This is a genomic window from Microbacterium testaceum, assembly GCF_020781835.1.
Taxonomy (GTDB): Bacteria; Actinomycetota; Actinomycetes; order Actinomycetales; family Microbacteriaceae; genus Microbacterium; species Microbacterium testaceum_H.
Map to the genome: position 1 here is coordinate 25,910 of NZ_JAJGNJ010000007.1, position 13,211 is coordinate 39,120.

Sequence of the window (13,211 nt, forward strand, 5' to 3'; positions counted from 1 at the left end):
CTACGCTGGCATGCATGACGACGACCCTCCGCCGCGCCGACGCGCGCCGCATCGCGCTCGCCGCCCAGGGCATCGGGCGCCCCCGCCCCGCGGCCGTCGGCACGCGACAGATCACCGGCGCGCTGCAGCGGATGCGGATCCTCCAGATCGATTCGGTCAACGTCTTCTCACGGTCGCACTACATGCCGCTGTTCGCGCGTCTCGGGGCGTACGACACGACGCTCCTGGACCGACTGGCGTTCTCCCGGCGCCCTCGATGGGTGGAGTCCTGGGCGCACGTGGCCTCCCTCGTCGAGGTCGCCGACTGGCCGCTGCTGCAGTTCCGCCGCGACGCGCTGCGCGAGAAGTACGGCGAAGACGACTGGGCCCTCGCCAACGCCGGTCTGCTGCAGTGGTTGCGCGACGAACTGGCCGCGCGCGGGCCGCTGCGACCCGCCGATATCGAGCACGACGCGCGCGCGGGCTCCCGCGGATCGTGGTGGGGCTGGGACGACGTCAAGAACGGCCTCGAGCGCCTGTGGCTCATGGGCGACGTCGCGATCGCAGGACGCCGCGGATTCGAGCGGCGGTACGCACTGGCATCCGACGTCCTTCCGGCGGCGGTGCTCGACTCCCCCGTCCCACGCGCCGAGGCGATCCACGAACTCGTCCGACGGGCCGCGGTGGCGTATGGTGTCGCGACGGCCGCCGATCTCGCCGACTATTGGCGTATTCGTGACCGACCCGCGGTCCTCGCCGCGGTGCGCGATCTCGTCGACGCCGGTGAACTCGAACCCGTCGCCGTCGAGGGGTGGCAGGTCGGCGGACGCCCCGCGAAGGCGTGGCTGCATCGGGATGCCGCGCGCCCCCGCCGCGTCGACGCGACGGCGATCCTCACTCCCTTCGACCCGGTGGTGTGGTTCCGCGACCGCGCCGAGCGTCTGTTCGACTTCGACTACCGGATCGAGATCTACACGCCGGCCGAGAAGCGGCGGTTCGGCTATTACTCGCTGCCGGTCATCGTCGGCGACGATGTCGTCGGTCGTATCGATCTCAAGGCCGACCGTGCCGCATCGGCGCTTAGGGTGCAGTCGGCGTGGTGGGAGCACGGCGCGCCCGCCGACGCCGCCGAGCGCCTGGCCGCGGAACTGCGGACGGCCGCCGCGTGGCAGGGCCTCGAGCGGGTCACGGTCTCACGGTGGGGTGATGCCGCCGACGCCGTGGCCGGGGCCCTCGACGCCGACCGGCACGACCATCCCCAAGCACCCGTCGACGTCCGCGCCCCCTCGCTCCTTATGGACTGAGGGGGCGCGGACGGGGACGCGTCAGAACTGCACGCGAGGCGGCTCCGAGATCGCGGCACCGTCGACGACCTCGAAGAACTCCCTCGCCTGGAAGCCCAGCTGTCGTGCGAAGAGGTTGTTGGGGAACACCTTGATCTTGGTGTTCAGCTCGCGGACACCGCCGTTGTAGAACCGGCGCGACGCCTGGATCTTGTCCTCGGTGTCGACGATCGACTGCTGCAGCTGCAGGAAGTTCTGGCTCGCCTGGAGCTGAGGGTAGGCCTCGGCGACGGCGAACAGCGACTTGAGCGCCTGCTGCATGTGCCCCTCGGCGATACCCGCCTCCGCCGGACTCTGGGCGGAGATGGTCTCCGCTCGTGCGCGCGTGACGTTCTCGAACACGGCCTTCTCGTGGGCCGCGTACCCCTTGACCGTCTCGATGAGGTTCGGGAGCAGGTCGGCCCGGCGCTTGAGCTGGACCGTGATGTCGCTCCACGCCTCGTCGACGCGCACGTTCAGCGAGACGAGCGCGTTGTACGTCGCCCAGAGATAGATCCCCGCGATCACCAGGATCGCGACGACCACGATGACGGGGACGAGCCACTCCCACATGTTCCGGTACTCCGATCGACGACTGCGGCACAATCCTAACGGCGCGGCCGTCGGACCACCCGGGCCCGCAGACGACTCCCAGTGGATACGCACGCGCGCCCGTGAGCGCCAACCGTTCGGCACGCACAGCGACCGCGCTGAGCGGCCGATGCGCCGAACACGTACCCCCGGTGGGACTCGAACCCACACCTGGAGCGATTTTAAGTCGCCTGCCTCTGCCATTGGGCTACGGGGGCGGATGCCACGCTCCACCGTAGCGCGGAGGGTGACGGCATCCGGGGACGACAAGACCCCCGCGGCGTGCGCGGGGGTCTCGGTCGGGGGTCAGCGGGGGGCGCCGACCTTCTCGGGCTTCTTGTCGGTCGGGGCCTCGGCCGCGGGCTGCGCCGGACGCGGGCGGGCAGCGAACTCCTCGAAGGTCGCGCGCGGGTTCTGGACCGTCTCGAGCGACACGGTCTCGCGGCCGTGGAAGAAGTTCTGCACCCAGTCGCCGACGACGCGGAACTTGCGCTCCCACGTCGGCATGGCCAGGCCGTGGTAGCCGCGGTGGGCGAACCAGGCGAGCAGACCGGTCAGGGCGATCTTGCCCGACTGGAACGCACCGTTGTACAGGCCCAGGCCGGCGACCGCACCGAGGTTCTTGTGGAAGTACTGTTTTGGCTCCTCGCCGCGCAGCACCGCGACGATGTTCTTCGCCATGAGCTTGCCCTGGCGCACCGCGTGCTGAGCGTTGGGAACGCAGAAGCCGCCCACGCCGCCGCCGGACAGGTCGGGAACGGCGGACACGTCGCCGGCGGCCCACGCACCCTCGACGATCTCCTCGTCGGTGCCCACGCGCAGGTCGGGACGGGTGCGGATGCGACCGCGCTCCTCTACCGGCAGGTCGCTGCCGCGCACGACGGTCGGGTTGGCCATGACGCCCGCGGTCCAGATGATGAGATCGGTGGGCAGCTGCTCACCGGTGGAGAACTCGACGACACCGTCGACGGCGCCCTTGACCTGGGTGTCGAGGTGCACGAATGCCCCCTTCTTCGCCAGGTCGGCCAGCACCCACTCGCTCGTCTTCTGCGAGACCTCGGGCATGATGCGCCCCATCGCCTCGATGAGGTGGAAGTGCGTGTCGTCGAACGTCAGCGTCGGGTACTGCGTGAGCAGCGAGGACGCGTAGGCGCGCAGCTCGGCGAACACCTCGATTCCTGCGAAGCCACCGCCGACGACGACGACCGTGAGCAGCCGATCACGGTCGGGACCGGCCGGGAGCACGGAGGCCTTGTCGAAGTTCGACGTCAGACGGTCACGGATCGCGACGGCCTCCTCGATCGTCTTCAGACCGATCGCGTTCTCGGCGATACCGGGGATCGGGAACGTGCGCGAGACGGCACCGGCGGTCACGACGATCTGGTCGTACTCCTGCGTCCACGGCTCGTCACCCGCGATCGGGGTGATGGTGGCGGTCTTCGTCGCGTGCTCGATGCCCGTGACCTTCCCGGCGATGACGGTGGTGCGCTTGAGGTGGCGGCGCAGTCCGACCACGACGTGGCGGGGCTCGATCTCACCGGCGGCGACCTCGGGAAGGAAGGGCTGGTACGTCATGTACGGCAGCGGATCGACGAGAGTGACCTCGGCCTCGTTGCGGCCGAGGAGCTTCTCGAGCTTCCAAGCGGTGTAGAAACCCGCGTAGCCTCCGCCGACGATGAGGATCTTGGGCACGGTGCTGGTCACGATGGAAGAGACTCCTGGTTTGTGGTGCGGCTCGGCTCGCGAGAGGTGCGCGCCTGTCGGATTCGCCTGGCAGCAGCACTGACGCCGAGCGTGATCATTATAGCCGCGAGGGTGCCACCGGCGAGCGGCAGTGTCCCGTACAGCAGACTGTCGCGTGTCGGCAGCAGCGGCGAGGACGCCCGGGGCGCGGAATCAGCCGACGGCAGCGGCGGGATCTCCACGGGTGCGCTGGTCGGCTCACCGGTGGGGGCGGGAGCGTTCGCGCGCCGATACAGGCGCACCCATTCGGCCAGGTCACCGAGCGGATTGGACGACACCGTGGGCACGGCGGTCGATGAGACCGCGGCCGAAGCGTCGACCAGCCCGTAGCCGTAGAGCGCGTCCTGGCCAGACCCCGCCGCGGCCCCGGGGGCCGGCTTGGCCGTGCGGATCAACCTGTTCAGCACGTTGTCGGCATCCAGGTCCGGGTGCGCAGCCCGTACGAGGGCCGCAATGCCCGACACGATCGGCGCAGCCCCGCTGGTGCCGTTCCACTGCACGAGGGTCCCGTCCGCCGAGACGCCGAGGAGGCGCTCGCTCGGGGCGGACAGTCCGATCGTGATGCCCTGCGTGGACGCGTCGTTGCTGGCGTTTCCCGACGGGTCGACGCCACCGACGGCGAGGACCCCCGGAATCGTGGCGGGCGCGCCGACGCGAGAGGTGCCGCTTCCGCGGTTGCCCGCGGCGACCACGACGACGACGTCGTGATCGAAGGCGTATTGGAACGCCTCGTCCCAGCTGGGATCCCAGTCGAGGGTGTTGGTGGTCAGCGACATGTTGATCACCGTCGCCCCTTCGTCGACCGCCCAGTGCAGCGCGTCGACGATCTGCTCGGTGAAGGGTTTCGACGTGGACGCGCCGAATCCCACCGAGATCGACAGCAACTCGGCCTCGGGGGCGACCCCGATCATGCCCCGGCCGTCGCCGGTGCCACGGGACGCAGCGAGCGAGGCGACCCAGCTGCCGTGGTTCGAGTCGACCGCGCCGACGGGGGTGCGTCCGTCTGGAGCGCCCACGCCGGACACGTCGGTGCCGGCGGCCACGGCGCCGGTGAACTCCACGGGTCCGCGGGCGATGCCCGTGTCGATGATCGCGATCTTCTGTCCTGCGCCGCGCGTGGTGTTCCACGCGTCGCGGATGCCGTACTGGTCGAGCCAGTACTCGGCGGCCCGCACCGGGTCCGTGGGGTCTTCCGGGACCGGCGCCGCTGTCGCACCCGTCAGCACCACGACGCCCAGGACGACGGATGCCACGGCCGCGACGACGCGTCTCATCCGCTCGCCCCGGGGGTCTCGCACTCGCAGCGCTCGGGCGACCACGTTCCGCGGGCGAGGGCTCGGTCGCCGATCGGGTTCACCCCCGGCCCGGCCGCCAGCGCGTGCCCGGCCAGCGCGTGCAGGCACTTCACGCGCGTGGGCATGCCGCCGGCGGAGATACCGGCGATCTCCTCGGGCTCGCCATAGACCGCGCGATCGCGCAGGTAGGCGTCGTGCGCCGCGGCGTAGGCGGCGCGAAGGTCGTCGTCCTCCGCGAGGTCGTCGGAGAACTCCTTCATGACGTGCGACGCCTCGAGCACCGACATCGCCGCCGTGGCGGCGGGGTGCGTCAGGTAGTAGAAGGTCGGGAACGGGCTGCCGTCGTCGAGGCGCGGAGAGGTCGCCACGACCGTAGGATTCCCGCAGACGCATCGCGCCGCGATGCCCACGACGCCGCGCGGAACACGATCCAGCTGCGACTGCAGCACGTCGAGATCGGCGTCGGAGGCGGGGGGAAGGGGCGGGGTGCTCATCGCCTCCAGGGTACCCGGAGCCCCGGCGTCGTCCGCCGACGCCCACCGGAAGCCGGACCGATCAGGGGGTCGGGGCGGAACCGGATGCCGGGTCCGGCACGCCGATCACGGGAGCCGCGACCTGGGCGGCCCCGGCCGAGGTGACCGAGCGTACGAGCTGAGCCATCCAATCGGTCCGCGTCTGCCCCACATCCTGCGAGACGTCCTGTTGCTCCTGCGGGGCCGCCGAGGCCGGGAGGTCGTCGTCGATGAGATACACGACCTCGCCGGGCATGGTGTAGAACAGGCGCTCGCGTGCTTGCGTGGTGATGTAGGCCGGATCGGACCAGCGCTCCCGCTGGGACTGCAGATCCGCGACCTCGCTCTGGCTGAGCGCCACCGCGCTGCGCAGCGCCTGGATCTGCTGCCGCTGGTTCATGTAGGTGCCGACCGTCGGGACGAGCACGAACGTGCCGAGCACCACGAGACCGAGCATGATCACCACGAAACCCGAGATGCGCAGTCCGCCGAGCCACTCACGGACGTCTACCCGACGCGCACCCGGCTCGGTGGCGCGCTCGGACGCAGCCGCGCGTGTGGGGGGCTGTCGTGTCGCGCCCGGGCGGCGACGACGGTCCTTCTCCTTGGGGGGCGTCGGCGTCTCGTTCCGCCCTCGGGGGGACGGGAGCGTCGGTCGGTCCACGACGTCTCCTTCCTGCCCACGCGGGGTCCGCTCCCCGGGCGGTATCCGACTCTACGTCGCGGGGTGCTGTCGCCCGGGTGACGCGCCGAGCGCGGGTCACCCGACCGACGAAGACCGCGGACGACGAAGGGGGGAGCCTCCCGGCTCCCCCCTTCGTGCGCGAAGCGCTCAGCCCTTGAAGCGGGGGAACGCCGAGCGGCCGGCGAAGACGGCGGCGTCGCCCAGGTCCTCCTCGATGCGCAGCAGCTGGTTGTACTTCGCGACGCGCTCGCTGCGGGCCGGTGCACCCGTCTTGATCTGACCGGCGTTCACGGCGACGGCGAGGTCGGCGATCGTGGTGTCCTCGGTCTCACCCGAACGGTGCGACAGCATGGACGTGTAGCCCGAACGGGTCGCGAGGGCGATGGCATCCAGGGTCTCCGAGAGCGTGCCGATCTGGTTGACCTTCACCAGGAGCGAGTTCGCGACGCCGAGGTCGATGCCCTGCTTCAGGCGCTTGGGGTTGGTGACGAACAGGTCGTCGCCGACGAGCTGGACCTTCGAGCCGATGGTCTCGGTGAGCTTCTTCCAGCCGTCCCAGTCGTCTTCGGCGAGAGCGTCCTCGATCGTGACGATCGGGAAGTTCGCGACGAGGTCGGCGAAGTAGTCGACGAGCTCGTCGACCGTCCACGCCTTGCCCTCGACGGTGTAGACACCGTCCTTGTAGAACTCGGTGGCGGCGACGTCGAGCCCGACCGCGATGTCGGTGCCGGGGGTGAAGCCGGCCTTCTCGATCGCGCGGATCAGGAAGTCGAGGCCCTCGCGGTTGCTGGGCAGGTCGGGGGCGAAGCCGCCCTCGTCGCCGAGTCCGGTGTTGTAGCCCGCGGACTTCAGCTCGCCCTTGAGGACGTGGTAGACCTCGGTCCCCCAGCGCAGCGACTCGCCGTACGTGTCGGCACCGATCGGCGCGAGGAAGAACTCCTGGAAGTCGATGCCGTTGTCGGCGTGCTCTCCCCCGTTGATGACGTTGAACAACGGCACGGGCAGGAGGTGCGCGTTGGGTCCGCCCAGGTACCGGAAGAGGGGCAGATCGGCGCTGTCGGCGGCGGCCTTGGCGACGGCGAGCGAGACGCCGAGGATGGCGTTGGCGCCGGTGCGCGACTTGTTCTCGGTGCCGTCGGTCTCGATGAGGATCTCGTCGATGATGCGCTGTTCGCTGGCCTCGACGCCCTCGATCGCGGGGCCGAGCTCGTCGACGACCGCGGCGACGGCCTTCAGGACGCCCTTGCCGCCGTAGCGGCTCTTGTCGCCGTCGCGCAGCTCGTAGGCCTCGAAGGCACCGGTGGACGCGCCGGAGGGGACGGCCGCGCGCTGGACGATGCCGTCGTCGAGGAGCACCTCCACCTCGACGGTCGGGTTACCGCGCGAATCCAGGATCTCGCGCGCGTTGACAGCCTCGATAAGTGCCACGAAGGACTCCTCGTTGGTTCTGGGTGGAAGAGAGCGGAGCGTCGTCGGTCCGTATTCGAGTCTAGTGATCGCGGTCGGCGCGTGTGCGGTCGGGTGTCGGCGCCGCCCGTCGGTCCCGCGGCCCCGAAGCCGCGCCCGGTCGCCCGCCCGGCGCGATCACGGCCGGTCGTCCGGGATCCCGGATGCCACGACGTCGGTGACGACGGCCAGAGCGAGGCCGTCCCACCCCTTGCGGTCCAGGGTCTGCAACGCGGTGGCGTCGAAACGCGGATCCTCCGCGAGCATCACCACGCCCGCGCGTGCCCCCGCGACCTTCGTGTCGCCCGGCGGCGGGTCGGCGACGGCACCGCCGCGCACGACGTTGTCGAGCACGACGACCGTGCCGGGGCGGCCCAGACGGGCCGCCCAATCGAGGTAGCCGGGATTGGACTCCTTGTCGGCGTCGACGAACACGAGGTCGAACGGCTCCTCTCCCACCAGGCTCGGCAGGACATCCAGGCCGCGACCCACCCGGATGTCGACGAGGTCGGCCACCCCCGCGCGCTCGAGATTCTCCCGCGCGACCCCGGCGTTGTGCTCCTCGGCCTCGATGGTCACGACGCGGCCGCCGTCCGGTAGCGCACGCGCGAGCCAGATCGTGGAGTATCCGCCGAGCGTGCCGATCTCCAGCACCCGCCGTGCTCCGCTGATGCGGACGAGGAGGTGCAGGAACTTCGCGCTGACGGGCGACACCTCGATCGCGGGCAGCCCCGCCTCGTGCTGCGCGGCGAGCGCGGCATCCAGGACCGGGTCGTCGCCGATGAGGGTGTCGGTGAGGAAGCCGTCGACGTCGTCGTGTGTGGGCACCTCCCCAGCCTGGCGACGGAAGAGGCCAGGGTCAACGCCCGCGCGCCAGCGGTGCGTCGGAGGCGAGCGCGGCGAGGACCGCCGGGAGCAGCGCCTCCGCGGTGCGGCGGTATCCGAGCGCGCTCGGGTGGAAACGGTCGACGCTGAACATCTCGTCGGGACGGTCGGCGAACACCGGTCCGACGGCGCGCGCGAGGGCGACGACGCGTCCGCCGGCGCGCCGCACGGCCGCGGCCTGGGCCGCCGCCAGCTGCCGCGACGAGCGCGCCGCCAGTGCGCGCAAGGGCTGCGGGATCGCGCGGAGCGTCCCCAGATCCGGGCAGGTGCCGACGACGACCGGGACGCCGGCGCTGCGCAGCGCCCGAACGGTGTCCTCCAACTGCACGGCCGCGCGAGAGGCCGGGATGCGGTGGGTGACGTCGTTGCCGCCGACGACGATGACCGCGACGTCCGCGCGGTACGCCTCTGGCAGCGTCGCCAACTGCCCGGCCAGCGCCGAACTCTCGGAGCCGACCACCGCCGCCGTGCGCAGACGTACCGGCCGCCTCTCCGATCGGGCGATCCCCTTGGCCAGGCGCGCTCCGAGGGTGTCGCGGCGGTGACCGGCACCGAGCCCCGCGGCGATGGAGTCTCCGAGCAGGAGGAGCTCGACGGGCTGCCCCGGGTGCTTCTTACGGCGCCACACCCGGTCGGCATCCAGCGCCTGCTCCCCCAGCGGCTTGCCGATCCGGCGGCGTGCGATCGCCGCCTGCCGCGCGATCAGGGTCCGTGCCCCGACCGCGGCCGCTCCGAGAACGGCCACCGAGGACGCCGCGGTGACGGTGATCGGTCGGCGCCTGCGCATGAGGCGATCCCACCGCGCCACGGTGAACGGCCGGTGACGCGCCGCGGCGCCCACCCCTCAGTCGGCGACTCGTCGCCGCCCCCGAGCGCGCAGGACGAGCGCGAGGACGAGGACAGCCGCGGCCAGCGCCACATCGAGCGCGAGCCCCGCGATCAACTCCTCCCGTCCCGCGACGCCGGTGAACGAGACCACCCCGCCGATGACGATGACACCGAAGGACAGGGCCAACTGCTGCGCCGTGCTGAACATGCCGCCGGACAAGCCCGCCGCCTGGACGGGCACCTCGCGAACGACGAGTTGTGTCAGTGGCGAGAAGACGAGCGCCTGACCGGCCCCGAGGAGCACGAGGGCCGGCTGCAGCCACAGCACGACGTCCGGGCCCCACGCGAGAGCGACCGTGGCCGTCATCGCGAGCAAGGCGACGAGCTGCAGCCCGACGCCGAAGGGCAGGGTCGCGTCGCCCCATCGCGCCTGCACGCGGGCGACGGTCAGCGACATCACCGCGAACACCACCGCGAACGGCAGGAGCGCGAGCCCGGCCTGGAGCGAGGTCATCCCGCCGTGCTCGATGGCCCGGGGGAAGACGTAGAGCAGCGCCGAGTACCCGGCGAAGAACAGCGCGGCCGACAGCAGACCGAGCTGCAGCGGACGCAGGCGCAGCACGCTCGGCGGCAGAAGCGGAACGCGCCCGCCCCGCTCGACGGCGTCCTGGTGCCGCCACATCGCCACGAACGCGACGATCGCGACCACGATGACGACCAGCACGGGCCACGACCAGTTCCAGGCCGGGCCGAACGTCAGGGCGACGGAGGCGGCGAGGATGCCGAGGGCCAGCGCGACGGTCCCGACGACGTCGATCGCGACGTGCTCGTGCGAGCGGCTGCGCGGGGCGAGCGGCGCCAGCGCGATCGCCGCGGCCGCCACGAGCGCGACGACGACGAACACCGCGCGCCAGCCGTCGACCGCGCCGAACGTGGCCGCCGCGAGCGCCCCGCCGGCGACCTGACCGACCGCCGAGCCGATGCCGCCGCTCGCCCCGAACGCCGCGATGGCGCGCGTGCGCGCCGCTCCGCGGGAGGTCGCCTGGATCGTCGCGAGCACCTGCGGGGTGCACAGGGCCGCACCCACGCCCTGGATCACACGCGCTGCGATGAGGGTCTGCACCGACGGCGCGAGTGCGCACGCGACCGCCGAGACGAGGAACAGCCCCATGCCCGCGGTGTACAGGCGGTGGCGTCCGAAACGGTCGCCCAGACGCCCGCCGAGGATCAGCAGGACGGCGAAGGGGATGCCGTAGCCGGCGATGACGAGCTCGAGCGAGATGTCGTCGGCGCCGAAGCGGACGCGCAGCGTCGGCAGGATGACGGTCACCGCGTTGAAGGCGAACGTGCCGACCCCGGGTCCGAGGAGGAAGCCGATATATCGCCAGGTGGGAACCGCCGGGGCGGTCGTGTCCGTCGGCACGGGCGACGTGGCGCTGGCCGGGTGGGCGGAGGTCGTCATGATGCCAGCATGGGGGGTGCGGCATCCTGGTACCAGGAGCACGTTCATCCTGGTACTGGGAGCACTCCCCTCGGACCCGCCTCTGACCCCGGCGGCCCTTATGCTCGCGACGGAAGGAGACGCCATGACCCGGTCCGATGAAGCCCGCGCGGAGTTCGCGGCCTTTCTGCGCAGTCGCCGGGCGCGGTTGAAGCCCTCGGACGTGGGGCTCCCCGACGGCCCCCGCCGCCGCGTGGCTGGGCTCCGACGGGAAGAGGTGGCTCACCTCGCCGGCGTCGGGCTGACCTGGTACACGTGGCTCGAACAGGGCCGCCCGATCGCGGCATCCGTCCAGGTCATCGCCGCGATCGCCCGCGCTCTCCGGCTGACCGACGACGAGCGCGACCACCTGTTCGCGCTCGCCGACCTGCCGCGGCCGGAGCGCGAGGCGCGCGCGTGCGTCGACACCCCCCATCTCGACCTCCTGGAGAAGCTCCTCCCCTACCCCGCGGCGCTGCAGACGTCACGCTTCGAGATCCGCGCCTACAACCGCGCCTACCGCTACCTCTTCGACGACCTCGACGAGATGCCCATCGAGCGCAGGAACTGTGCCGTGCTGCTGTTCACCGACGAGACGTGGCAGAGCGCGCACGTCGACCTCGACCACGCGCAGCGGCGGATGGCGGCGCGGCTGCGGTCCGCGTACGGACGGCACCACGACGAGCCGTCGTGGCAGCGCTTCGTCGCCGAGCTCGAGCAGCAGTCACCGCGCTTCGCCGAGCTCTGGAGCCGCGGGGACGTCGGCGGCGAGCGCCATGCCGTCAAACACCTTCTGCATGCCCGGGTCGGCGAGCTGCACCTGGAGATGTCGAGCGTCTGGGTCGACGAGGGCCTCGGCTCCCGCGTGGTGTGGTTCGCTCCTCGGGATGCCGCGACCGCGGCACGCCTGGAGCGTCTCGCCGCCGAGCATCCCGAGCAGGCGCTGATCAGCGCCGTCGCCTGACCCGCGCCCGCGCTGGTGCGCGCGCGGGCCCACCACCGCGCCGGACCGGCCGGACGCGGCACGAGCGCGGCCCGGTCCGGGGGCGAGGTCGACGTCAGGCCAGCGGCTTGATCTCGAGCGACGCGCCGGTCGTGCCGGCGTCGACCGGCGCGAACGCGGTGTAGCCGTCGGCGCGCGAACGCTCGAGCAGGGCCTTGAGGTTCTTCGGACGCTGCTCGAGCCGGACGCGGGCGCCCTCGGCCACGAGCTCCGCCTTGAGCCGCAGGAGCGTCGCGAGCGGCACATCACGGTCGTGGACGAGCACGATGGATCGCTGACCCGCGTCCTCGGCATCCTGGAGCAGATCGACGATGCGCTCGAAACCGATCGAGAATCCCACGGCCGGCACGTCCTGGCCGAGGAAGCGGCCGATCATGCCGTCGTACCGGCCCCCGCCCCCCAGCGAATAGTCGACGCTCGGGTGGGCGAGCTCGAAGATGGTGCCCGTGTAGTACCCCATGCCGCGGACGAGGAAGGGGTCGAACCGCAGGGGGGCCTGCGCGCCACGCGCTGCGGCGACCGTGTCGCCGAGGGCGACGAGGTGATCGACGATCTCGTCCGGGATGCCGTCGGGAAGGGACGCACGGATCCCGCGCGCGTCGAACGCCGGGTCGTCGTCACCGGGACGGTCGAGGTACTCCGCGAAGGCGTCGACGGCCGCCGGGGTGGCGCCGCGCTCGCGCAGTTCGGCGACCACGCCGGCGGGACCGATCTTGTCGAGCTTGTCGATCGTGATGAGCACCCCCGGGCGCTCGTCCGGGGCGAATCCGAAGACGTCCAACATCGCGTCCAGCGCGCGGCGGTCGTTGACGCGGATCGTGCCGCCCTCCAGGCCCAGGGCGTCGAGCACGTCGAGGCTCGCCGTCATCAGCTCGGCCTCGGCGCGGGCCGAGGCGTCGCCGATGATGTCGATGTCGCACTGCACGAACTGGCGGTAGCGCCCCTTCTGCGGGCGCTCAGCGCGCCACACGGGCGCCATCTGGATCGCCCGGAACACCGTCGGCAGCTGAGCGCGGTGGGTCGCGTAGAAGCGCGCGAGCGGGACCGTGAGGTCGTAGCGAAGCCCCAGGTCGGACAGCGCCGCCGGGTCCTCCGCGGCGGCCCGGATCGCCTCGGCATCCAGCCCCCGTTTGAGCACGCTGAACGAGAGCTTCTCGTTGTCGCCGCCGATCCCGGCGTGCAGGCGCGCATACTCCTCGACGACGGGCGTCTCGATCTCGTCGAAGCCGTGTGCGCGGTAACGCTCGCGGATCACGGCGAGGACACGCTCGCGCCGGGCCTTGTCAGCGGGGAGGAAGTCGCGCATACCGCGCGGCGGGTTCACGGATGCCACGGGTCCATTGTTCCAGGCCCGTGCCGGGCGTCCGTCCCGGCCGGCGTCGAACGCACACGATGCGGCCGAACGCACACGATGCGGGCGGCACGAACGTGTGCGTTCGGCC

General features: G+C 71.6%; 12 protein-coding genes and 1 tRNA gene. 2 read left to right on the forward strand and 11 right to left on the reverse strand.

Going from position 1 to position 13,211, the window contains the following annotated elements; genetic code table 11:
• Positions 1-14 precede the first annotated feature (14 nt).
• A complete protein-coding gene (locus LL239_RS11290) occupies positions 15-1,283 on the forward strand; it encodes a winged helix-turn-helix domain-containing protein (protein WP_228163539.1) in 1,269 nt (422 codons plus the stop codon).
• Positions 1,284-1,304: 21 nt separating this feature from the next.
• Here the strand turns inward: LL239_RS11290 and LL239_RS11295 are convergent, their stop codons facing one another.
• The 10 genes from LL239_RS11295 to LL239_RS11340 all read right to left on the reverse strand — a co-directional run bounded on the left by LL239_RS11295 (position 1,305) and on the right by LL239_RS11340 (position 10,748).
• Complete coding sequence (locus LL239_RS11295; protein ID WP_228163540.1) at positions 1,305-1,874, reverse strand: LemA family protein; 570 nt, start codon at positions 1,872-1,874, stop codon at positions 1,305-1,307.
• Positions 1,875-2,036: 162 nt separating this feature from the next.
• Positions 2,037-2,110, reverse strand: a tRNA-Leu gene (locus LL239_RS11300).
• Between the two features lie 88 nt (positions 2,111-2,198).
• The gene (locus tag LL239_RS11305; protein WP_228163541.1) at positions 2,199-3,596 is read right to left on the reverse strand and encodes an NAD(P)/FAD-dependent oxidoreductase; all 1,398 of its coding nucleotides are present in this window, start codon (positions 3,594-3,596) and stop codon (positions 2,199-2,201) included.
• The gene (locus tag LL239_RS11310) at positions 3,593-4,909 is read right to left on the reverse strand and encodes a S8 family serine peptidase (protein WP_228163542.1); all 1,317 of its coding nucleotides are present in this window, start codon (positions 4,907-4,909) and stop codon (positions 3,593-3,595) included. Before LL239_RS11310 ends, LL239_RS11305 begins: the two co-directional genes overlap by 4 nt.
• The gene (locus LL239_RS11315; protein WP_228163543.1) at positions 4,906-5,424 is read right to left on the reverse strand and encodes a DUF501 domain-containing protein; all 519 of its coding nucleotides are present in this window, start codon (positions 5,422-5,424) and stop codon (positions 4,906-4,908) included. The genes LL239_RS11310 and LL239_RS11315 overlap by 4 nt, the downstream gene beginning before the upstream one ends.
• A 61-nt stretch (positions 5,425-5,485) precedes the next feature.
• Positions 5,486-6,106, reverse strand: a complete 621-nt coding sequence (locus tag LL239_RS11320; protein WP_228163544.1) for an FtsB family cell division protein — start codon at positions 6,104-6,106, stop codon at positions 5,486-5,488.
• Between the two features lie 168 nt (positions 6,107-6,274).
• Positions 6,275-7,555 (reverse strand): phosphopyruvate hydratase, encoded by a 1,281-nt coding sequence (eno, locus tag LL239_RS11325; RefSeq protein ID WP_228163545.1) that lies wholly within the window; start codon positions 7,553-7,555, stop codon positions 6,275-6,277.
• Positions 7,556-7,711: 156 nt separating this feature from the next.
• Positions 7,712-8,401, reverse strand: coding sequence for an O-methyltransferase (locus LL239_RS11330; RefSeq protein WP_228163546.1), 690 nt, complete (start codon positions 8,399-8,401; stop codon positions 7,712-7,714).
• A 31-nt stretch (positions 8,402-8,432) separates the two neighbouring features.
• Positions 8,433-9,245: an SGNH/GDSL hydrolase family protein gene (locus LL239_RS11335; RefSeq protein ID WP_228163547.1), complete on the reverse strand. Its 813-nt coding sequence runs from the start codon at positions 9,243-9,245 to the stop codon at positions 8,433-8,435.
• Between the two features lie 57 nt (positions 9,246-9,302).
• A complete protein-coding gene (locus LL239_RS11340) occupies positions 9,303-10,748 on the reverse strand; it encodes an MFS transporter (RefSeq protein ID WP_228163548.1) in 1,446 nt (481 codons plus the stop codon).
• Positions 10,749-10,872: 124 nt separating this feature from the next.
• Between LL239_RS11340 and LL239_RS11345 the strand changes: the two genes are divergently transcribed.
• Positions 10,873-11,730, forward strand: a complete 858-nt coding sequence (locus LL239_RS11345; RefSeq protein WP_228163549.1) for a helix-turn-helix transcriptional regulator — start codon at positions 10,873-10,875, stop codon at positions 11,728-11,730.
• Between the two features lie 94 nt (positions 11,731-11,824).
• On the opposite strand, the gene hisS is transcribed toward LL239_RS11345, so the two are convergent.
• Positions 11,825-13,075 carry a histidine--tRNA ligase gene (gene hisS, locus LL239_RS11350; RefSeq protein WP_228163708.1) on the reverse strand — a complete coding sequence of 417 codons (1,251 nt, stop codon included), beginning with the start codon at positions 13,073-13,075 and terminating at the stop codon, positions 11,825-11,827.
• Positions 13,076-13,211 lie beyond the last annotated feature (136 nt).

Coding starts and splice junctions, on each gene's coding strand:
- LL239_RS11290 (WP_228163539.1), top strand. CDS start 15: ATGACGACGACCCTCCGCCGCGCCGACGCGCGCCGCATCGCGCTCGCC.
- LL239_RS11295 (WP_228163540.1), bottom strand. CDS start 1,874: ATGTGGGAGTGGCTCGTCCCCGTCATCGTGGTCGTCGCGATCCTGGTG.
- LL239_RS11310 (WP_228163542.1), bottom strand. CDS start 4,909: ATGAGACGCGTCGTCGCGGCCGTGGCATCCGTCGTCCTGGGCGTCGTG.
- LL239_RS11315 (WP_228163543.1), bottom strand. CDS start 5,424: ATGAGCACCCCGCCCCTTCCCCCCGCCTCCGACGCCGATCTCGACGTG.
- LL239_RS11335 (WP_228163547.1), bottom strand. CDS start 9,245: ATGCGCAGGCGCCGACCGATCACCGTCACCGCGGCGTCCTCGGTGGCC.
- LL239_RS11340 (WP_228163548.1), bottom strand. CDS start 10,748: ATGACGACCTCCGCCCACCCGGCCAGCGCCACGTCGCCCGTGCCGACG.
- LL239_RS11345 (WP_228163549.1), top strand. CDS start 10,873: ATGACCCGGTCCGATGAAGCCCGCGCGGAGTTCGCGGCCTTTCTGCGC.
- hisS (WP_228163708.1), bottom strand. CDS start 13,075: ATGCGCGACTTCCTCCCCGCTGACAAGGCCCGGCGCGAGCGTGTCCTC.